The organism is Agrobacterium fabrum str. C58 (genome assembly GCF_000092025.1).
In the GTDB taxonomy this organism is placed as follows: domain Bacteria; phylum Pseudomonadota; class Alphaproteobacteria; order Rhizobiales; family Rhizobiaceae; genus Agrobacterium; species Agrobacterium fabrum.
The window spans coordinates 1,235,935-1,255,967 of sequence record NC_003062.2 but is presented as its reverse complement, the minus strand read 5'-3'; the positions used below and the strand labels follow the sequence as shown (position 1 = coordinate 1,255,967).

Here is a 20,033-nt window from a genome sequence, read left to right as displayed (position 1 = left end):
AGTCACACGAATTTTAAGTCGGAATGGTGGTGAAGTGACGGTTTCTGGGAATCGAAACTTGACTGTAAAATGCAGGAAAAAACGCGCATATTAAGGCTGGAATCAGCCACCAGAAACACCGACACCAAAGTGGGCGCTCGAGGCGTCTGCTTCGTTTTTTGGAGACATTTCATGAGAGAGAAATGGCGCGAGTGACGGGGCTCGAACCCGCGACCTCCGGCGTGACAGGCCGGCACTCTAACCGACTGAGCTACACCCGCGCTCCACAGACATTCGTCTGCGTATTTTCCGAGGAACAGGATGGCGCGAGTGACGGGGCTCGAACCCGCGACCTCCGGCGTGACAGGCCGGCACTCTAACCAACTGAGCTACACCCGCTTATCCTGACGACAGGAGCTTGTCCCGCCGTACGAACCAGCCTCGGCTGTTCGTTGAGCGGCTAACTACGGCGTTCGTGCGGGGGTGTCAAGCAGGTTTCACGACAAAAGAATAAGCTTCTTCATTTTGATCGGGAAAAACCGGAAGACCTTTAAACACGATTGCTGCAAAGCCCCTGTTTTCCGGGCTTTACACAACGAAAACAAAAAACTTGTCCACAGCCGCAGGCCTCCAGCGCAGGTTTTCTATAAAGCCGTAAGGGCGTCGCCGAGGCCGGGTTTTGCCAAAAAGCCCGCAGTTCCCGGCTTTTTGCCCCTCGCCTTTCGCGACGGGAAAAGTTGCCCGGAAAAAAAACAAAAAAACTTCACAAAAGCTCTTGCGGTTTTTTTCCGATCCGCATACATCACGGCCACCGACGCGGCGGACATGATCCGCAAGACGCGAAGGGCGATTAGCTCAGTTGGTAGAGCGCCTCGTTTACACCGAGGATGTCGGGAGTTCGAGTCTCTCATCGCCCACCATTTTCTTAAAACCTCCTGATATACGTTCTCCAAGACGATTGCTTTGCGCATCGCTAAGCACTTCATCTTTAATTTCCCGTACGGGAATCAGACAGCCCTCCCCGATTTTGCGCTAGAGGACGGGTTTCGTACTCCGGAACGGCGGCAATCGTTTTTTCCCACCCTCATCTATTCCAAATCGGGACTCCTGTTCCGGTTTCCGACAACTGGGCCGAATCTGTGTTCCACTCCGTAACATACCGAAAAATAAGCAGATTCAGACTTTTTAAAGAGATTTCGGGCATTATTTGCGTACCGTTTCATGATGAACGGCTGAACTGATGGATGAAACCATGTCGATCGACGCGTTTGTAACTCTCGCGCTTATTGCGCTGCCTGTTTATATTTTTTTCCGCTGGGTTCAGCAGGACTCGGAAAAAGAAGATACTCCCAAAAGCCGCAGTTCCCCGGGACGTTGATCCATCAGGATCGGTCCGCGGCATTTTCCCGGCGAGTCTCCGGACGAAATCCTCAAAGATCCTATACCTAACGAGCAATGCCGATGTTGCGGCTTGCCTCGTCACGCATCGTGCAAGATTGGCGATACCGCCCATGGGTCTCTTGGCGATACAAAAAAGCCGGGCTATGCCCGGCTTTTCTCATTTGTAACGCCACTCGGCACGATCAGTTGATGGCTTTCAGATTGACGGTGAAGAACAGCGTCTCGCCAGAAGAATCGTCCACACCGTCATTGTCGGTCACGGCATACGCTGTTCCCGCCTTGTCGAAGGTGAAGCCTTCAAGCTTGTCGACGACGTAACCGTTGGTCTGCGCCTTGAGATCGGGCAGGAAATCATGCGCTTCCTGCTTGGCCACCAGCGGCAGCTCGCCACCGATCTTGCCCGGCTTCAGGTCGGCGATCGCGACGCGGTAGAGCTTCTTGATCTTGGCCTTGTCGCCGATCTGGTTGTCGCGTTCGACGATATAGACATTATCGCCCTGCGCGGTGATTTCAGAAAGGCCGACCCAGCCGGCCTCGGTCTTGTCGAGCGGGTAACGCACGGCGCCCCACTCCTTGGACTTCGGGTTATAGGAGACGAGCTTGACGAAGCCCTTCTCATCCGTGCCCCATTCGCGCTGCACGGCCATCCACAGCGTGGCGTCATCGCCCTTGCCGACCATGGTCACGCCTTCGAAACCGAAGCGGGTATCACCGGCAAGCAGTTCCTTAGGCAGCGCGATCTCAGCCTTGATTTCACCCTTGGCGTTGACGTTGTAGAGCGCGTGCGGGACGAGCTTGGCGCTGTCGCCCTCAGAGGCCAGCCAGAAGCCGCCCTTGCCATCGAGGGTAATGCCTTCGATATCGAGTTTCTGGGCCGCGATGCCGTCACGCTTCACACGCAGAACGCTGGTGATGGCGGCGGGCTTCTTCGTGGCGTCGATGGTATAGATCGACGGCTGGTTGCCATAGACCGAGTCGGACACGGCGTAGAGAATGCCTGGCTTTTCGGCATCGCTAACCAGACCCGAAAGAGCACCCCAGCCGATCGGCGCACCATCGACGGTGGCGGAGACGAGCTGCGGATAGGCCGCTTGGCCTTCCGCACGTTCATAGAGCATGACGTGCGAACGAGCACCGCCACCCTCGGCCAGATCGGCCTCGTTAGCCGTGACGAGAAGGTTGCGCGAGGGAATGGCAACAGCACCTTCCGGCGAAATTCCCGAAGGCAGAAGCTGCGTCAGCTGCGGTTCTGCGCCGGTATCCTTGTAAACGGCAACGACCGAGGCGCGCTCGGCAAGAACGAAGAAGTACTTCTGGCCATCGAAGGTTGCCGCCTCCAGACCTTCCGGCTCGATGCCCTTGGCCTTGGAGCGCTTTTCCGGATAGTGGCCGATGGCCGCAACCGCATGCTCGAGCGAAGCACCGGCTTCATAAAGAAGCTTACCGGTCTTGTCGAAAATGGTGAAGCCACGCGATCCGCCCTGCCAGTCGCCCTCATTGGCGATGACGATACGGTCATTGTCCAGCCACTTCACGGCATCCGGCTCGCGCTTGCGGCCTTCCTGCTTGTCGGTGAACTTCAGCTGGCCATCGGTCTTGGTGTCGATGCCTTCCAGATTGACGGTGCCGGCGGAGAAATGCGTCTTCACCGTGCCGGTCTTGCCGTCGATAATGACGATATGGTTGTTCTCCTGCATCGTGAGCGCGATCTCGCCATTGGCGTTGATCGAGACGAATTCCGGCTCTGGATCCTCAGGGGAAATTTCAGAAAGACCGGTGACGTCGATCTTCTTCAGCGTCGCGCAATCGGCCGCGCCGTCTTTCAGGCCAACCGTTACCAGATAACCGGCCGGCATCTGCGGCAGTGCGCCTTCATTCACTTCTTCATCGCGCTCGTTTTCGATCGCGATGGCGACAAAGGTCTTGTCTGGAGAAACGGCAACGGAATCGGGCTGGCCGCCGAGATCACAGCTCGCTTCGATCTTCTTGGTGGCGATATCGACCGTTACCAGCTTACCCGAGGGCTTGGCACGGTTTTCCGACGTGTTGACGCCGGCCAGAACCTTCGCACCGGCAACGGCAACCGAGGTCGGCTCGCCCTGCAGCAGCAATGCGCCGCCGGCCTTCGGGGCTTTTGCGTCGGTGATGTCGATGAAACCGATGCCGCCAAGCGGGCTGTCCGAATAGATCAGCGTCTTGCCATCTTCACTGGCGGTGACGATTTCAGCCGAGGTGACGGACTTGGCGTCCTGGTCCGCGGGCAGGTTCTTCGCTACCGGGAAAGACGCGATGCGGTTGAAAACCGGTTCGGCAGCGGCCGGAAAGGCAGCGGATGTGAGCAATGCCGCGGTCAAAGCCACATGAGAAAATCGGAACGCCATTTTAATCCCCCTTGGATCCAGAAACACCCCATGGCTTCTGCGTCAAAGACGTGACAGTGGCATGACATTTTATGGCGGAGAATCAAAAAGCCCGGCCATGGAGGCCGGGCTTTCGTGTTTATGCGCACATTCCGCTTTTCGAAACGCCGTGTGTCCGAATGGAAGCTACACAGGCGCCTCGAGACTTTCAATCCACACCATAAGGGGTGAAACCGGGCCGCCCGAAAGAGCTTTCGAAGGCCACCTCACACCTGATAATGGCATGAGCGCGTCAAAACATGTTTCCTCGTGAGCCTGAAAAAGCCGCATGCCCGCCGCCGGACATCGCAACTTTCCGGAAACCTTACGAGTTGACGGCGTCCTTCAGGCCCTTGCCTGCGGAGAACTTCGGCACGTTGCGAGCCGGGATATCGACTTCAGCACCCGTGGAAGGGTTACGGCCCTTGGAGGCTTCACGACGGCTTACGGAGAAGCTGCCGAAGCCGGCGAGACGGATGTCGCCACCGTTCTTCAGTTCGCCCTGTACGGTTTCGAATACGGCATCAACAGCGGAAGCAGCATCTGCCTTCGTGAGACCAGCCTTTTCGGCAACAGCAGAGACGAGCTCGTTCTTGTTCATGTTTCCACCCCTTTCAATGGTTTGAAACGACTAAAATTAAGCCGGCGCAGAATACATTTGCATCCGCGCACAGCAACTCAAAAGCGCTGGAATCGCCTGAAAAACAAGGGGTCTGAGATTTTTTTCACAAAAAAGGCCGACATTTCTGCCGGCCTTCCACATATTCGTGCCAATTTGGCATCAGTTGCGCGGAGCTGAGCGCCGCGCACGCGCTCTGACACCTAACGCATTGATTCTATGCACTGCCCATCGCGAAAGGCGATTCTCGCCCCCGCGACGATGCGCACCATCAATGCGCGATCGTCTGGTTGCCGTCGTCGACACCTTCGACCGTTGCTATAACAGGCGTCTCAATGCTGCCATCCCACTCGATGGGTTCCGGCTGGCGAATGAGAGCGTGCTTGATAACCTCGCCCATGCGCGAAACCGGGATGATTTCCATCTCGTTCTTCACATTGTCCGGAATCTCCGCCAGATCCTTGGCGTTTTCTTCCGGAATCAGCACCTTCTTGATGCCGCCGCGCAGGGCCGCAAGCAGCTTTTCCTTCAGGCCGCCGATCGGCAGCACGCGACCACGCAGTGTGATCTCGCCTGTCATCGCCACATCCTTCGAGACCGGAATACCGGTCATGATGGAGACGATGGCGGTTGCCATGGCAACACCGGCGGACGGTCCGTCCTTCGGGGTTGCGCCTTCGGGAACGTGAACGTGGATGTCGCTCTTGTCGAAGCGCGGCGGCTCGATGCCGAAGTCCACGGCGCGCGAACGGACATAGGATGCCGCCGCGGAAATGGATTCCTTCATCACTTCCTTGAGGTTGCCGGTGACCGTCATGCGGCCCTTGCCCGGCATCATCACGCCTTCGATGGTGAGCAGCTCACCGCCGACTTCCGTCCACGCCAGACCGGTGACGACACCAACCTGATCCTCGCGTTCGGCCTCGCCGTGGCGGAACCGCGGAATGCCCAGATAATCCTCGATGTTTGCAGCGGTGACCGCAACCGACGTGGATTTACCCTTGATGATCTCGGTCACCGCCTTGCGGGCAAGCTTCATCAGTTCGCGTTCAAAATTACGAACACCGGCTTCACGGGTGTACTGCTGGCTGATGGCCATCAGGGCATCGTCGCTGACCGAGAACTCTTCCGGACGCAGGGCATGTTCCTTGATCGCCTTTGGCAACAGATGACGCTTGGCGATTTCGCGCTTTTCGTCTTCGGTGTAGCCGGCGATGCGGATCACTTCCATACGGTCCATCAGGGGACCCGGAATGTTCAGCGTGTTGGCCGTGGTCACGAACATCACGTCGGACAGGTCGTACTCCACTTCAAGGTAGTGGTCCATGAAGGTGGAGTTCTGTTCCGGATCGAGAACCTCCAGAAGCGCAGATGACGGGTCGCCACGGAAATCCATGCCCATCTTGTCGATTTCATCGAGCAGGAAGAGCGGGTTCGCCTTCTTGGCCTTCTTCATCGACTGGACAATCTTGCCCGGCATGGAGCCGATATAGGTGCGACGGTGACCACGGATTTCCGCTTCGTCACGCACGCCACCGAGCGCCATACGCACATATTCGCGGCCGGTCGCCTTGGCGATCGACTTGGCGAGCGAGGTCTTGCCGACGCCGGGAGGACCAACGAGGCACAGGATAGGTCCGCGAATCTTGGTCGCGCGCGCCTGGACCGCCAGATACTCGACGATTCGTTCCTTGACCTTGTCCAGACCGAAGTGATCCTGATCGAGGATCGTCTCGGCGGCATTGAGATCGGTCTTGATCTTCGACTTCTTGCCCCAGGGCAGGCCAAGCAACCAGTCCAGATAGTTGCGCACGACGGTCGCTTCGGCAGACATCGGGCTCATCTGGCGCAGCTTCTTCATTTCCGCGTCGGCCTTTTCCTTAGCCTCCTTGGAAAGCTTGGTCTTGGCGATGCGCTCTTCCAGTTCGGCCATCTCGTCACGGCCGTCTTCGCCGTCGCCGAGTTCCTTCTGGATCGCCTTCATCTGCTCGTTCAGATAATATTCGCGCTGGGTCTTCTCCATCTGGCGCTTGACGCGCGAGCGGATGCGCTTTTCGACCTGAAGCACGGAAATTTCGCCTTCCATGAAGCCGAGCGCCTTTTCAAGCCGCTGCTTCACGCTGACGGTTTCAAGCATTTCCTGCTTTTCGGTGATCTTGATCGACAGGTGCGAAGCAACCGTATCGGCCAGCTTCGAATAATCGTCGATCTGGCCGGCAGCGCCGACAACCTCGGGCGAAATCTTCTTGTTGAGCTTCACATAGCTCTCGAATTCCGAAACGACCGAACGCGACAGCGCCTCGATCTCGACCGGATCTTCAGCGGGTTCCTGCAGCGGTGTAGCGGAGGCTTCGTAGAAATCCTCGCGGCCGGTATAGCTGTCGATCTGGGCGCGGCCCTTGCCTTCCACCAGCACCTTCACGGTGCCATCAGGAAGCTTCAGAAGCTGCAGCACATTGGCGACCGTGCCAACCTTGTGGATGGCCTCGGGAGCCGGATCGTCATCGCTGGCGTTGATCTGGGTGACAAGCATGATCTGCTTGTCCGAGCCCATGACTTCCTCGAGCGCACGAATGGATTTTTCCCGCCCGACGAACAGGGGAACGATCATATGCGGGAAAACGACAATGTCGCGCAGGGGAAGTACCGGATAGGTACCGCCAGATGCCGCAGACGTGATGTTCGTCATATCATTTCCTTTCCTGGTCCCTTTCGGGACACTTTGCCGGACATCTTGGGGGCATCCGGCACATTCATTTCTCGAGACTGAAAGTGGAGTTTCGAAACACCGATTTCAAGTCGCCGGAAGAGACGGTCCCGCGCACCGGCAGAACCGTGAAATTCAACAAAACCCAGCGCCGGCTATACTCCCGACATTTCCGGTTATCCTTGAAGGCCAGGAACCGGGTCGCCGACGGTAATTCACATTTCCGTCATATCGCGCTGCAAATCAGTTGTAAGACTTTATCAGCAAAGCGCAATCCGCTCCAAACGCAAAATCGGATAACGCCAAGTTAGGCGCAAGTTTCGCAACCGGACATAATAAAAAAGGCCCGCACGGATGCGGGCCTTCGAAATTCGTCAACGCGGCGGATCAGCCGATCAGGCCGAAACGTTGGCCTTTTCTTCCTGGCGGTCCGCATAGATGTAGAGCGGACGAGCGACGCCGCTGACGACATCGTTGGAGATCACCACTTCGCGTACGCCTTCCAGCGTCGGCAGTTCGAACATGGTATCCAGAAGGATCTTTTCCATGATCGAGCGCAGACCGCGGGCACCCGTCTTGCGGGTGATCGCCCGGCGGGCAATCTCGCGCAGCGCGTCCTCGTGGAATGTCAGCTCCACATCTTCCATCTCGAACAGGCGCTGATACTGCTTGACCAGCGCATTCTTCGGCTCAGACAGAATCTGGATCAGCGCATCTTCATCAAGGTCTTCCAGCGTCGCGAGAACGGGCAGACGGCCGATGAATTCCGGAATAAGACCGAACTTCACCAGATCTTCCGGCTCCAGTTCACGCAGCACCTCGCCCACACGACGATCGTCTTCCGCCTTGACGGTCGCACCGAAGCCGATCGAGGTCTTTTCACCACGGGCCGAGATGATCTTGTCGAGGCCGGCAAAAGCGCCGCCGCAGATGAACAGGATGTTGGTCGTATCCACCTGCAGGAATTCCTGCTGCGGATGCTTACGGCCACCCTGCGGCGGAACGGAAGCGACCGTGCCTTCCATGATCTTCAGAAGCGCCTGCTGAACGCCCTCGCCCGACACGTCGCGCGTGATGGACGGGTTGTCCGACTTGCGGGAAATCTTGTCGACTTCGTCGATATAGACGATACCGCGCTGGGCGCGTTCGACATTGTAATCCGCAGCCTGCAGCAGCTTCAGGATGATGTTTTCCACGTCCTCGCCGACATAACCGGCTTCGGTCAGCGTCGTTGCGTCCGCCATGGTGAAGGGAACGTCGATGATGCGGGCGAGCGTCTGGGCAAGATAAGTCTTGCCGCAACCCGTCGGACCGACGAGCATGATGTTCGACTTCGCAAGCTCGACATCGCCGTTCTTGGAGGCGTGCGCGAGGCGCTTGTAATGGTTGTGAACGGCCACCGACAGGATTTTCTTCGCCTGCTTCTGACCGATGACATATTCGTCGAGGATCTTGATGATGTCCTGCGGGGTGGGAACACCCTCGCGCGACTTCACCATCGACGTCTTGTTCTCCTCGCGGATGATGTCCATGCACAATTCGACGCATTCATCGCAGATGAATACCGTCGGTCCGGCAATGAGTTTCCGGACTTCGTGCTGGCTCTTGCCGCAGAATGAACAATAGAGTGTATTCTTAGAGTCGCCGCCGTTGCTGCCGCTGACTTTGCTCATATCACTTTCCTTCCAGCACGCCGCAGGTCCGCCAAACGGATCGCGGTCAACTTACCGCCCGCCGATACGGCTCGCCTTGGGGTGCATCGCCGTATCCGCCTCGTTTCCCGGGGTACTAACCGGTATCAGATACATGAGCTGACCACCGGCTGCAACGAATTCCCCATCAAACAAGGCTACGTCATAAAAACTCAACATAGCCTTTATATATACTAATATCGCTTTCTGTTGCGGTTGAAAGCCCCGAAATTACTTTTGCGGAGTCAAACAAACGTCAGAGAGCGGCGCGCCTCAATTCGCGACGGCGCCTTCCATTTCCTGGCGCGAGGTCAGGATCTTGTCGATCACGCCCCAGTCCTTCGCCTCGTCTGCATCCATGAAATGGTCGCGATCAAGGGTTTTTTCAACCTCTTCGAGCGTGCGGCCGGTGTGCTTCACGTAGACTTCATTGAGGCGACGCTTCATCTTGATGATGTCACGAGCGTGACGTTCGATATCCGAAGCCTGCCCCTGGAAACCGCCGGAAGGCTGGTGCACCATGATGCGGGCGTTCGGGGTGGCGAAACGCATGCCCTTTTCACCGGCGGCCAGAAGCAGCGAACCCATCGATGCGGCCTGACCGACGCACAGCGTCGAAACCGCGGGGCGGATGAACTGCATCGTATCATAGATCGCCATGCCGGCGGTCACGACGCCACCCGGCGAATTGATGTAAAGCGCGATTTCCTTCTTCGGGTTTTCAGCCTCGAGGAAAAGCAGCTGCGCGCAGACGAGCGAGGCCATCTGGTCTTCCACCGGTCCGGTGAGGAAAATGATGCGTTCCTTGAGAAGACGGGAAAATATGTCGTAGGAGCGTTCGCCGCGATTGGTCTGCTCAACGACCATCGGCACCAGAGCCATGGCGGTATCAACTGGATTTTTCATGTCCGTCCTTTGTCAACTCTGCCCTTCGCGGATAACCGCTCCGGAATCACTTCTAACCTTCATTCTCCCTACATAGAGTGTCCCTGCCCCGCACTTCAAGACACGAAGCCGCATATCCTTAACGGCTCAACAGCGTTTGCAGGCCGTCGGGCCCGGCCTGGCAAGGGTTTTGAACCGGACGGGGCCTGCCGAGGCCCTTTCACCTGCCGCCACCATTTTTTTACTATGCCGGGCAACGACGGCAAAAATTGCCTGCCATGCACAGATATAACTTCTCACCGGCAAGAACTCGTTAGGTATTTGCTGCTGATATTGCCCGGCGAATTTCCGGTTCCCGTCAGGGAATGGGCCCTTCCGGGTGAAATGGCAGCTCAACAATTCCAGCGGGCATAACGCACCTCGTGCGAAAGGTCCCGCTTTTACCGCATGATGGCGCAGATAGGATTTTGCAATGCTGGATGCAAAGACGAGCACGCTACTGTGGGCGGCGGAGACGTTCACCCTTGCCGTGCTTTTGGGAACGCTGTGGCTGCACCGCCCTTCGCGCCGGCATAATCTCTATTTCGCCGCCGGTTTCCTCGCCACAGGCTTCGGTACCGTCATGGTGGCGCTTCGCGGGGATATTTCGAGTTTTCTGTCCATTCAGGTCGGCAATACGCTTGCACTTTCCGCCTTCGGTTTCTGGCTCGCGGGCCTGCTATCTCTGGAGCAGCGCAAACTCGGCGGCTGGATCGCCATTCCGGCGCTATTGTGGATCGCCGGAATGTTCGTGCCATCAGTGCCTGAAGACATGGTCGCTCGCATCCTCCTTTATCATGCCAGCGCGGCCACGGGATATTTCATGCTCGCCGGCGTGCTTCTGGGCAGCAGGGCACGTGCTTCACGCAGCCGAAAGGTGCTGGCCACGATCCTGATCCTGCAGGCCTTTGCCGGAGCGATCGTCGCCTCCATCGTCATCCCGGCCAATGCCGCGGTTCCCAACGCCATCCCCATGACATCGGCGCTCTCCATTTCCGGCATGCTCGGCTTTACGGCCATCATCATGATCAGCGCCAAGATCATCATGGAAGACACGGAGATCCGCCTCCACCGGCTCGCCATGACCGATCACCTGACCGGTGTCCTCAACCGGCGCGGTCTGCTGGAGGAATTCGAACACATCAAGAAGCGCTCGCACGGCTCCGACCGCTACGTGGCGCTGGTTCTCTTCGACATCGATCATTTCAAGAAGATCAATGACAGATACGGACATCAGTCTGGCGATGCCGTGCTTGTGCATTTCTGCAATATCGCACAACGCGTGATCGGCGAGCGCGGCCTTTTCGTCCGGATGGGCGGCGAGGAATTTGCGCTGGTGGCCGAAGTCGAGAGCCCGTCCAGCACCGTGACACTCGCGGAGGCCATCCGTAGCAATCTGCGCCTCTCGAAGATCACCGCACGCAACGAAGCCATCAAGGTGACGACCAGCGTCGGCATATCCGAAGCAATGATCAAGGATGCCGACCTGAGCGTGATGATGACCGAGGCCGACCGCGCACTTTATGCCGCCAAGAAAGCGGGGCGCAACCGGACCGTCATCCATGTGAATTCGGCCAATGTCGTCGTGCCCGCCCCGGACCGGGACGAAAACCCGATGGACAACAATGCCGACCGGCAGGTCGCGGCACTGAACCGTATATCCGCCATCGCCAGCCGGTGAGGATGTCACCGTACAGCGACAGATGACGGCGAATGCACTGGCCGTTACCCGCCCTTCCCAAAGCGCCACACGCGGACTAAACCATCAGCATGACAGCGACATTTCCCTTTCTCAAAATCGACCCCGCCACCCGCCGCGTTTCCCTTAACGCCCGCGATCCGGCCTTCTACAACGATCCGAACCCGGTTTACGCCGCCCTGCACGCACAATGTCCCACCTTTTACTGGGAAGAGCAGCGGCAATGGTTTTTCACCTGCTATGACCATGTCAGCACCCTGCTGCGCGATCGCCGGTTCGGGCGGCAGATATTGCATGTCGCAAGTCGTGAAGAGATCGGCTTGCCGGAGCCGCTTGAGCATGTGAAGCATTTCGACCTGGCCGAGCAGCATTCGCTCCTGGAGCTGGAGCCGCCGGAGCACACGCGGCTGCGCACGCTGATCAACCGCGCGTTCGTTTCGCGGCATGTCGATAAGATGAAGCCGGAAATCGAGGAACTCGCCAACCGCCTGATCGAGGCCTTTGAAGCGAATGGCGAGACGGAGCTGCTCTCCTCCTATGCCGACATCATTCCGGTGACGATGATCGCCCGCATGATCGGCATTCCCGAAGAGATGGGGCCACAGCTTTTGAAGTGGTCGCATGCCTATGTCGGCATGTACATGTTCAAGCGCACGCCTGAAGACGAGCTTCTGGCCGACAAGGCCGCGCAGGAATTTTCAGACTATGTGCGCAGAGTCATCGCCGAGCGGCGGGCGGAGCCCAAGGACGATCTGCTGAGCCACATGATCCATACGGAGCACAAGGGCCAGTACCTCACCGACGACGAGCTGGTCTCCACTACCATCGTGTTATTGAATGCCGGTCATGAGGCGACGGTGCACCAGATCGGTAATTCCGTGCGCATCATTCTGGAAAGCGGCCTCGACCCCAAGACCCTGTTCCATGACGAGACCGCCACGGAACGCACGGTCGAGGAAACGCTTCGCATCTGCGCGCCGGTCCACATCTTCCAGCGCTGGGTTCTCGAACCGGTCGAGATCGACGGCGTGCAGTTCAAGCGTGGCGATAAAGTCAGTCTCATCCTGGCCGCTGCCAACCTCGATCCGGCGAAATTTTCCGATCCTCTGGCCTTCCAGCCGGATCGGAACGAGGGCGCCAACGTCTCCTTCGGCGCCGGCATCCATTTCTGCATCGGCGCGCCGCTTGCAAGACTGGAGCTTAATCTCGCCCTGCCCCTGCTTTTCAAACGTCTGCCGGGCCTGAAGATTGCCGAGCCGCCCAAGGTGAAGGACGTCTATCATTTCCATGGTCTGGAGCGGCTCGATCTGGCGTGGTAGATCGGGGTAACGAAGCTTCGCCTTTAGATCTGCGCCAGCCCACCATCGACGGAAAGTTCCACACCGGTAATATAGCTGGCCTTGGAAGACGCCAGAAACAGCACCGCCTCGGCAATTTCGTCGGGGTCGGCCATCCGGCCGATCGGTGCCGCATCCTTCAGATAGGCCTTGAAACCGGCGATCTTTTCATCGTCCATCTTCAGTCCATTTTCCATGATCGGCGTGCGGGTAACACCCGGGCTGACCGTATTGACGCGGATGCCACGCCCCTTCAGGTCATTGGCAAAGCTGCGGGCGAATGACCGAACCGCCGCTTTCGAGGCATTGTAAGCACTCAGCCTTTCCATGCCCTTGTTGCCGACGATCGACCCCGTCAATACGATCGAACCGCCGTCGCGCAGCACGGGCAACAAAGTCTGCACCGTGTAGAATACGCCCTTCACGTTGATATCGAAGATCCGGTCGTAAAGTGCCTCGTGGGTCTCGCCAAGATCGTTATTCTCCGCGATGCCGGCGTTGGCGACCAGTACATCCACTTTCCGCCCGTCTGCTTCTAAGCGGCTCTTGAGCTGCTCCAGGTCGGAGAGCTTCGCAACGTCGGAAACGAAGCCGATTGCCCCCTTCCCAAGTTTGGCGACGGCGGCATCGAGATTGGCCGAATTGCGGCCCGTCACATAGACCGTAGACGCCCCACCTTCCAGAAACAATTTGGCGACTGAAAAGCCGATGCCGGTCGATCCGCCCGTGACGACGACCACTTGCCCGCTGAATATTCCAGACATTAAAAACTCCATAAAATATCTAAATTTCCGAATAACCGTAATTCGGTATTTCGGTTTTATTAAAATATTGAAGCGTGTCAATCCATATGCTAGAGCCGAGCCATGGTTCAGTTTTTTCATCCCGCTCGCGAGGACATATCGCTCACGGCCGTGCTGGCTGCCCTCGGCGAGCCGGCACGAATGGGCATCATCCGCAAATTATGGGGGTCCGAGTCCGGGCAAAATTGCGGCGCGGCAGCGCCCTGTCAGGATATGCCGCGCTCAACCCTCTCCAGCCATATGCGAATTCTGCGTGAGGCCGGATTGATCCGCACCCACAAACAGGGCGTCGAAAATATCAGCGTCGTCCGTCTCGAGGATATGGAAGCCCGCTTTCCCGGGCTCCTTCCATCAATTCTCAAATTCGATGGGCAATAGCAGCTTCAAACAGTCATCCCGCCTCAAAGCCGGATGACGTAATCCTTCCGCGTGGTTTCCAAAACTTCCCAGGTGCCTGTGAAGCCCGGGCGCAGGACCAAGCGGTCACCCGGCCTCAGATCGCGCGGTGCGCCGCCGTCTTCGGTCAGGATGGAATGGCCTTCGAGAATGTTGAAATACTCCCATTCATCATAGACCACCCGCCATTTTCCAGGCGTGGACTGCCAGATGCCGGCATAGATACCACCGGAAGCCTCTTCGAGATTCCATGTCGTGAATCTGGGATCACCGGAAATCAGTCTTTCCGGCGCGGGTGCGCCATGCTCCACTGCGGTGACATCATCAAAAGACAGAAAATTCGTCATGGTATCCCGGTCCGTCAGATGTGGTTGGTCCCATAGCTTTGCGCGATTGTGAGCGCTTCGTCAAACGGCTTCAACCCTATATACAACTTAAAATTGCTTTTCAACTTGACAACGATGAATGCTTACCTGGCATCCCTTGCCCCGGCGGGCTATCGCAGCCGGGAAAAGTCCGGCTCACTCCATCTTGGTCCAGCCAAACACCAGCCACTTGTATTTCGACTTCTTGTCGGGTTCGGCGGTGTAGGTCATCTGCATATCGCCGTCCTTCGCATAGATATCGAGCCTCGGCGCGGTATCCAGCTTGAGCCATAAGGAACTCTTATTAAACGACCATGTCCCGCACCAGACGCATGCGGCGGACGGTGGATCACCGGCTTGATGGAAATTGTAACGTCCGTCCGCCGTGATCTCCAGATAGTCGAAGGCGGAGTAAAAAGTCGTTACCGTTTCCTGAAACTGCGTGGCGTCCGCTTCCTGCTGGGCCGTTGGCGCCGTCTTCATATCCCGCGGCGGGCGGCTGGTCGCACCGGTGAGCTTCCATTTCCCGACAAAATCCTGCTGGGTCGGGAGATATTCCGCCTCGGCCTGCGCCTTCGGGACCGGGGCAATGCCCGGCACGTCGGCCATAGCAGCAATTCCGAACGCAAGGAAAAAGCTGACAATTCGAAGCAGTCTGGTTCGGTTTTCCATATTGCACGTCTTTCGTGATGGGAATGCGAGAGCGTCTGTCTTAGGCGGATTCGGCGCTTGAAGCGACTATGCGCAACCTCAATTTCCCGCCAATTTCGCAATCATAATGAACAGGAAGAGCACGGTCGCAGCTGCCGAAAACACCTTGTTTTCAAGGGGCTTTCCGGCGGCTGCGTGGTTACAAGTCGGCCGTCACGCGGGTAGACGTGCGTGACGAAACTCCTCACACCTTGGCAAATGACTGTTCGAGATCGGCGATGATGTCCTTGACGTCTTCGATGCCGATCGACAGGCGCACCACGTCTGGCCCGGCGCCGGCTGCCGTCTGCTGTTCCGGTGTCAGCTGGGCGTGGGTGGTGGAGGCCGGATGGATGACGAGCGAGCGCGTATCGCCGATATTGGCCAGATGGGAGAAAAGCTGCAGCCCCTCCACCAGCGCCTTGCCGGCGGCATAACCGCCCTTGACGCCGAAGGTAAAGACGGAGCCCGCCCCCTTCGGCGAATAATGCTGCTGGATGGCGTGGTTGTCGCTGTCCTCCAGGCCCGCATAATGCACCCAGCCGACCTTTGGATGTGCCTTCAGCCATTTCGCGACGGCGAGTGCATTGTCGGAATGGCGCTGAACGCGCAGCGGCAGCGTCTCGATGCCGGTCAGGATAAGGAAGGCGTTGAAGGGCGAGATTGCCGGGCCGAGATCACGCAATCCCAGAACGCGGCAGGCGATGGCAAAGGCGAAATTGCCGAAGGTCTGGTGCAACAGGACGCCGGAATATTCCGGCCGCGGCTGCGACAGCGCCGGAAATCTGTCTGTCGCCGACCAGTCGAAGGTGCCGCCATCGACAATGATGCCACCCATGGAATTGCCGTGTCCGCCAAGGAATTTCGTCAGCGAATGCAGCACGATGTCAGCGCCGTGTTCCAGCGGCCGCAGCAGATAGGGGCTCGCCATGGTATTGTCGACGATAAGCGGCAGGCCGTGACGATGGGCGACATCGGCAATCGCGGCAATATCGACGAAGGTGCCGCCGGGATTGGCGAGGCTTTCGATGAAGATGGCGCGCGTGCGCTCATTGATCTGCGCCTCGAAGCTCGCCGGGTCTGCCGCGTCCGCCCAGCGCACCTGCCAGTCGAAACCCTTGAAGGCGTGGCCGAACTGGTTGATCGAGCCGCCATAAAGCTGGCGGGCCGCGACGAAATTATCACCGGATTGCATGAGCGTATGGAAAACCAGCAATTGTGCTGCGTGACCGGAAGCGACAGCGAGCGCCGCCGTGCCGCCTTCGAGCGCCGCCACGCGCTCCTCCAGAACTGCCTGGGTGGGGTTCATGATGCGGGTGTAGATATTGCCGAACTCTTTCAATCCGAACAAAGCGGCGGCGTGATCGGCATCGCGGAAAGCATAGGCCGTCGTCTGATAAATCGGCGTCGCGCGCGCGCCGGTGGTCGGATCAGGCTGCGCACCGGCGTGAACGGCCAACGTCGAAAATCCGGGATTGTTGCTCGACATTATGTTTCCTCCATTGGAATTTTGGAGGGATCATAATGCCTTGGCGTCAAATGATAAGTGCAATCCGTACCAACTATCGCGCAATATTGAGACGCGGATACTCAATTGCCGGGCAACGGTCCATCACCACGTCCATGCCATAGGCTTCCGCCTTGGCGGCGGCATTGTCGTCACGAACCGAAAGCTGGCCCCAGATCACCGATGGTCGGTCGGGCAGCAATATCGCCTCTTCGACAATGGCCGACAAATATTCCGGCGCGCGGAAAACATCGATCATGTCGATCGCCTCAGGGATATCGGCAAGCCTGGCATAGACCTTCTGCCCTAATATCTCCTTGCCCGCCTGGCCGGGATTGACCGGAAACACGCGATACCCCTTGGACAGCAGAAAGCGCATCACGCCGTGGCTCGGCCTGTCGGGATTGGGTGAAGCACCGAGCAGGGCGATGGTTTTGACGTCAGTCAGAATTTTTCTGAGATAGTCGGGCTCGTAAGTATCATGCTGCATGTCAACTTATCCCTTCTGGAACGTCACCTGGTTTGAAGAATGCCAGCGCAAGTTCGCCATCCGAAAGCCCCGCCAGGATAGCGTCTCCTGCATGATTTCGCGAACACATCCCTGACGCCGGCGATTGCGCCCACCCTTCCCATCTAGGAAGCCTCTCCGTTCTCTTGAACCCCTGCCCGGCCAAAAATCGCTGCCACGGAAAGTTCATCGTCCTGCAGCGGTCGCTTTTTGTCCACGCAAAATGATTTCACCAAACACGGGAATTCGGATTTTATTGACTATTTCTGTCCAGTTTTTAAAAGTGGTGGAGACAGGCCTGGATATCGGCGCAAACAACATTGACGTGCAATTCATGCGCCGTTCGTCTCCTGTTTGTTTTCATTCCGTTCGCAGTTGAATTAGACATATCTAATTTTCAAGAAGTTATGTCGTAAACCAATCAATATACCGATCTGCAACGTTATAGTTAGTCATTATATGAATCTGTGAAATTTATTTTCAAAGATGTCATCTGCGAATTGATACACCTTCGCTCAAATACTCATAGAGGATCAGCGGGAACATTTAGTGAAACAGTTCATGCTTCCGGCCCAAAATGCACCCCTTGACGGAACGACGAGCCGTGCATCCAGCACTGGTGCCCGCGCCCGACAGATGAAATCCTGAGCAGAACCCTGCATCGAGCCCGCGCAAAATCATTCCGCCTTCCGACGACATGAACAAAGCGCAAATTTTACGCGTGTAGCAATATCTGCAGCAGACGCATCCCACTCGCATGGTTCGCGCGGTCGAAAATCGTGTGCATGGGCAATCGGAAAAGGCTTGTTGCCCGCGGGAAATCGATTCCGGTTTGCAAACCAATGGTATAGGTTGCCCAAATTAGCCGGCGAGCGAGTCTCTATCGTGACATTTGACATTCTTCTTCTGGTGCTCCTGGGCGCGGTGCTGCATGCCGGATGGAATGCGCTGGTCAAATCCGGATCCGACAAATCGCTGGACGCCTCGCTGATTGCGGCAGGGGCTGCGGCCTGCTCCTTGCCCTTTCTGCCTTTCCTGCCCTTTCCCGCGCCGGTGGCCATTCCTTTTCTGATTGCCTCGGCGGTTCTGCAATTCGCCTATTTCCGCCTTGTCGCCGCCGCCTATACGATCGGCGATATCGGCCTCGTTTATCCCGTCATGCGCGGTGTGGCGCCTTTGATCGTTGCCGCAACGAGCAGCCTGTTCCTCAGCGAGGTGTTAAGCCCGCTCGCACTCGCCGGCATCGCCGTCATTTCCGGCGGCATCCTGACGCTGGCTTTCGAAGCGCGGCGCGGCGGCGGAAAGGCGATCCTGGTCGCTCTTCTCAATGCCTTCGTGATCGCCTCCTACACCTTCGTCGATGGTGTCGGCGCCCGGCTTTCCGGCAATGCGATCTCCTATACGCTGTGGATGTCGCTTCTGCCGCCGGTGCTGCTGTTCGGTTTTGCCTTTTACCAGCGTGGCGTCGGCCCGGTCGCGCGGCATGTGCAACGCAACTGGTGGCGCGGCCTGATTGGCGGCGGCGGCTCCATTCTGTCCTACGGTCTGGCGCTCTATGCCATGACCAAGGCTCCCGTCGCCGTCGTCGCTGCACTTAGGGAAACCTCCATTCTCTTTGCGCTGGTGATCTCCGTCGTCATCCTGAAGGAACGCGCCAGCATTTGGCGTTATCTCGCCGGCGGTATCATTGCAGCGGGTGTTCTGGTGATGCGGCTCGGCTAAAAAGGGTCAACTTAATGGGGTAAAATAATACCCCATATCTAACATACTGTTTTTATTTATTTATTTTTACGGTCAGTAAAATCAGTCATATTGACGCTTTCACGCACACACCGTATAAGCGCGCCAGATCGGATTCCAGCCGGAATAGGGTCATTTACGGTTGCCTCTAACGGCAACCAAATCAAGCAACAAGAAACGCCCGTATACTCTTTAATCAAGAGTGTGACGGGTCCACGTTAGAAAGTGAAATCCATGTCTACTTTCGTTCAGAAGCCCGCTGAGGTGGAGAAGAAGTGGATCATCATCGACGCCGAAGGCCTCGTTGTTGGTCGCCTCGCCACCATCGTTGCAACCCGCCTGCGCGGCAAGCACAAGGCTACCTTTACCCCCCACGTTGATGATGGCGACAACGTCATCGTTATCAATGCGGAAAAGGTTGCCTTCACCGGCAAGAAGTATTCCGACAAGAAGTACTACTGGCACACCGGTCACCCGGGTGGCATCAAGGAGCGCACCGCTCGCCAGATCATCGAAGGCCGCTTCCCGGAGCGCGTCGTTGAAAAGGCTATCGAGCGCATGATCCCGCGCGGCCCGCTCGGCCGTCGCCAGATGAAGAACCTGCGCGTTTACGCCGGCTCTAACCACCCGCACGAAGCACAGCAGCCCACCGTTCTCGACGTGGCCGCGCTTAACAAGAAGAACGTAAGGAGCGCCTGATAATGGCCGATCTTTCCTCTCTGAAAGACCTCGCCCCGGCATCGGAAGCTTCGGCTCCCGTGCACGTCCGCAAGGTTGATACCCTCGGCCGCTCCTACGCGACCGGCAAGCGCAAGAACGCCGTAGCCCGCGTATGGGTGAAGGCCGGTTCTGGCAAGATCATCATCAACGGCCGCGATTTCACCACGTATTTCGCACGTCCGGTTCTGCAGATGATCCTCCAGCAGCCGCTGGTCGCAGCTGCCCGCGCCGGTCAGTTCGACATTATTGCAACGGTTGCAGGCGGCGGTCTTTCCGGCCAGGCCGGTGCCGTTCGTCACGGTGTTTCCAAGGCTCTCACCTACTTCGAACCGGGCCTGCGCCCCGTTCTGAAGAAGGGTGGCTTCCTGACCCGCGACAGCCGCGTTGTCGAGCGTAAGAAGTACGGTAAGGCCAAGGCCCGCCGTTCGTTCCAGTTCTCCAAGCGTTAATCGCTTATCGGAACAGTTCGATCAGAACTTCAAAAGGCGGGGCTTCGGCTCCGCCTTTTTTCATGACCCTTCTCCCTTGTTTTTTCGGCGAGAAGGCAG

At 57.5% G+C, this 20,033-nt stretch carries 17 protein-coding genes and 3 tRNA genes; 8 read left to right on the top strand and 12 right to left on the bottom strand.

All coding sequences use genetic code 11. The features are described from left to right. Positions 1–183 precede the first annotated feature (183 nt). Together ATU_RS06245 and ATU_RS06240 are read right to left on the bottom strand one after the other, a co-directional pair. A tRNA-Asp gene (locus ATU_RS06245) sits at positions 184–260 on the bottom strand. A 41-nt stretch (positions 261–301) separates the two neighbouring features. Further along, positions 302–378 (bottom strand) — tRNA-Asp (locus ATU_RS06240). A gap of 445 nt (positions 379–823) precedes the next feature. Between ATU_RS06240 and ATU_RS06235 the strand changes: the two genes are divergently transcribed. Beyond that, positions 824–899, top strand: a tRNA-Val gene (locus ATU_RS06235). A gap of 332 nt (positions 900–1,231) precedes the next feature. Beyond that, positions 1,232–1,357 carry a hypothetical protein gene (locus ATU_RS26895; protein WP_266020333.1) on the top strand — a complete coding sequence of 42 codons (126 nt, stop codon included), beginning with the start codon at positions 1,232–1,234 and terminating at the stop codon, positions 1,355–1,357. Positions 1,358–1,562: 205 nt separating this feature from the next. Here ATU_RS26895 and ATU_RS06230 read toward each other — a convergent pair whose 3' ends face one another. From ATU_RS06230 to clpP, 5 genes are all read right to left on the bottom strand, one after another. After that, positions 1,563–3,761: an esterase-like activity of phytase family protein gene (locus tag ATU_RS06230; protein ID WP_010971506.1), complete on the bottom strand. Its 2,199-nt coding sequence runs from the start codon at positions 3,759–3,761 to the stop codon at positions 1,563–1,565. Between the two features lie 343 nt (positions 3,762–4,104). Further along, positions 4,105–4,380: a DNA-binding protein HupB gene (gene hupB / locus ATU_RS06225; RefSeq protein WP_006312721.1), complete on the bottom strand. Its 276-nt coding sequence runs from the start codon at positions 4,378–4,380 to the stop codon at positions 4,105–4,107. Between the two features lie 289 nt (positions 4,381–4,669). After that, complete coding sequence (gene lon / locus ATU_RS06220) at positions 4,670–7,087, bottom strand: endopeptidase La (protein WP_006312722.1); 2,418 nt, start codon at positions 7,085–7,087, stop codon at positions 4,670–4,672. Between the two features lie 413 nt (positions 7,088–7,500). Further along, on the bottom strand, positions 7,501–8,778 hold the full coding sequence (clpX, locus tag ATU_RS06215) for an ATP-dependent Clp protease ATP-binding subunit ClpX (protein ID WP_006312723.1): 1,278 nt from the start codon (positions 8,776–8,778) through the stop codon (positions 7,501–7,503). A 291-nt stretch (positions 8,779–9,069) separates the two neighbouring features. Then, positions 9,070–9,702 carry an ATP-dependent Clp endopeptidase proteolytic subunit ClpP gene (gene clpP / locus ATU_RS06210; protein WP_010971504.1) on the bottom strand — a complete coding sequence of 211 codons (633 nt, stop codon included), beginning with the start codon at positions 9,700–9,702 and terminating at the stop codon, positions 9,070–9,072. A gap of 451 nt (positions 9,703–10,153) precedes the next feature. Here clpP and ATU_RS06205 point away from each other — a divergent pair, with 451 nt between their 5' ends. Next, a complete protein-coding gene (locus tag ATU_RS06205; protein WP_010971503.1) occupies positions 10,154–11,401 on the top strand; it encodes a GGDEF domain-containing protein in 1,248 nt (415 codons plus the stop codon). An 89-nt stretch (positions 11,402–11,490) separates the two neighbouring features. Next, on the top strand, positions 11,491–12,738 hold the full coding sequence (locus tag ATU_RS06200) for a cytochrome P450 (protein WP_010971502.1): 1,248 nt from the start codon (positions 11,491–11,493) through the stop codon (positions 12,736–12,738). Positions 12,739–12,761: 23 nt separating this feature from the next. Here the strand turns inward: ATU_RS06200 and ATU_RS06195 are convergent, their stop codons facing one another. Next, positions 12,762–13,532, bottom strand: a complete 771-nt coding sequence (locus tag ATU_RS06195) for an SDR family NAD(P)-dependent oxidoreductase (RefSeq protein ID WP_006312730.1) — start codon at positions 13,530–13,532, stop codon at positions 12,762–12,764. A gap of 90 nt (positions 13,533–13,622) precedes the next feature. On the opposite strand from ATU_RS06195, the gene ATU_RS06190 reads away from it, so the two are divergent. Next, positions 13,623–13,937, top strand: coding sequence for an ArsR/SmtB family transcription factor (locus ATU_RS06190; RefSeq protein WP_006312731.1), 315 nt, complete (start codon positions 13,623–13,625; stop codon positions 13,935–13,937). Positions 13,938–13,960: 23 nt separating this feature from the next. On the opposite strand, the gene ATU_RS06185 is transcribed toward ATU_RS06190, so the two are convergent. The 4 genes from ATU_RS06185 to ATU_RS06170 all read right to left on the bottom strand — a co-directional run bounded on the left by ATU_RS06185 (position 13,961) and on the right by ATU_RS06170 (position 17,007). Beyond that, positions 13,961–14,302 carry a cupin domain-containing protein gene (locus ATU_RS06185; protein ID WP_010971500.1) on the bottom strand — a complete coding sequence of 114 codons (342 nt, stop codon included), beginning with the start codon at positions 14,300–14,302 and terminating at the stop codon, positions 13,961–13,963. Positions 14,303–14,476: 174 nt separating this feature from the next. Further along, positions 14,477–14,992: a hypothetical protein gene (locus ATU_RS06180; protein WP_010971499.1), complete on the bottom strand. Its 516-nt coding sequence runs from the start codon at positions 14,990–14,992 to the stop codon at positions 14,477–14,479. A 223-nt stretch (positions 14,993–15,215) separates the two neighbouring features. Beyond that, positions 15,216–16,499, bottom strand: a complete 1,284-nt coding sequence (locus tag ATU_RS06175; protein WP_006312734.1) for an O-acetylhomoserine aminocarboxypropyltransferase — start codon at positions 16,497–16,499, stop codon at positions 15,216–15,218. A gap of 73 nt (positions 16,500–16,572) precedes the next feature. Then, positions 16,573–17,007 (bottom strand): CoA-binding protein, encoded by a 435-nt coding sequence (locus ATU_RS06170; RefSeq protein WP_006312735.1) that lies wholly within the window; start codon positions 17,005–17,007, stop codon positions 16,573–16,575. A 903-nt stretch (positions 17,008–17,910) separates the two neighbouring features. On the opposite strand from ATU_RS06170, the gene ATU_RS06165 reads away from it, so the two are divergent. From ATU_RS06165 to rpsI, 3 genes are all read left to right on the top strand, one after another. Continuing rightward, the gene (locus tag ATU_RS06165) at positions 17,911–18,747 is read left to right on the top strand and encodes an EamA family transporter (RefSeq protein ID WP_010971497.1); all 837 of its coding nucleotides are present in this window, start codon (positions 17,911–17,913) and stop codon (positions 18,745–18,747) included. Between the two features lie 252 nt (positions 18,748–18,999). Continuing rightward, positions 19,000–19,464 (top strand): 50S ribosomal protein L13, encoded by a 465-nt coding sequence (gene rplM, locus ATU_RS06160; protein ID WP_006312738.1) that lies wholly within the window; start codon positions 19,000–19,002, stop codon positions 19,462–19,464. A gap of 2 nt (positions 19,465–19,466) precedes the next feature. Continuing rightward, a complete protein-coding gene (gene rpsI / locus ATU_RS06155) occupies positions 19,467–19,934 on the top strand; it encodes a 30S ribosomal protein S9 (RefSeq protein ID WP_006312739.1) in 468 nt (155 codons plus the stop codon). Positions 19,935–20,033 lie beyond the last annotated feature (99 nt).

Excerpts from the sequence above, each read along its gene's own strand:
- ATU_RS26895 (WP_266020333.1), top strand. The coding sequence starts at position 1,232 with ATGTCGATCGACGCGTTTGTAACTCTCGCGCTTATTGCGCTGCCTGTT.
- ATU_RS06230 (WP_010971506.1), bottom strand. The coding sequence starts at position 3,761 with ATGGCGTTCCGATTTTCTCATGTGGCTTTGACCGCGGCATTGCTCACA.
- hupB (WP_006312721.1), bottom strand. The coding sequence starts at position 4,380 with ATGAACAAGAACGAGCTCGTCTCTGCTGTTGCCGAAAAGGCTGGTCTC.
- lon (WP_006312722.1), bottom strand. The coding sequence starts at position 7,087 with ATGACGAACATCACGTCTGCGGCATCTGGCGGTACCTATCCGGTACTT.
- clpX (WP_006312723.1), bottom strand. The coding sequence starts at position 8,778 with ATGAGCAAAGTCAGCGGCAGCAACGGCGGCGACTCTAAGAATACACTC.
- clpP (WP_010971504.1), bottom strand. The coding sequence starts at position 9,702 with ATGAAAAATCCAGTTGATACCGCCATGGCTCTGGTGCCGATGGTCGTT.
- ATU_RS06205 (WP_010971503.1), top strand. The coding sequence starts at position 10,154 with ATGCTGGATGCAAAGACGAGCACGCTACTGTGGGCGGCGGAGACGTTC.
- ATU_RS06200 (WP_010971502.1), top strand. The coding sequence starts at position 11,491 with ATGACAGCGACATTTCCCTTTCTCAAAATCGACCCCGCCACCCGCCGC.
- ATU_RS06195 (WP_006312730.1), bottom strand. The coding sequence starts at position 13,532 with ATGGAGTTTTTAATGTCTGGAATATTCAGCGGGCAAGTGGTCGTCGTC.
- ATU_RS06190 (WP_006312731.1), top strand. The coding sequence starts at position 13,623 with ATGGTTCAGTTTTTTCATCCCGCTCGCGAGGACATATCGCTCACGGCC.
- ATU_RS06185 (WP_010971500.1), bottom strand. The coding sequence starts at position 14,302 with ATGACGAATTTTCTGTCTTTTGATGATGTCACCGCAGTGGAGCATGGC.
- ATU_RS06180 (WP_010971499.1), bottom strand. The coding sequence starts at position 14,992 with ATGGAAAACCGAACCAGACTGCTTCGAATTGTCAGCTTTTTCCTTGCG.
- ATU_RS06175 (WP_006312734.1), bottom strand. The coding sequence starts at position 16,499 with ATGTCGAGCAACAATCCCGGATTTTCGACGTTGGCCGTTCACGCCGGT.
- ATU_RS06170 (WP_006312735.1), bottom strand. The coding sequence starts at position 17,007 with ATGCAGCATGATACTTACGAGCCCGACTATCTCAGAAAAATTCTGACT.
- rplM (WP_006312738.1), top strand. The coding sequence starts at position 19,000 with ATGTCTACTTTCGTTCAGAAGCCCGCTGAGGTGGAGAAGAAGTGGATC.
- rpsI (WP_006312739.1), top strand. The coding sequence starts at position 19,467 with ATGGCCGATCTTTCCTCTCTGAAAGACCTCGCCCCGGCATCGGAAGCT.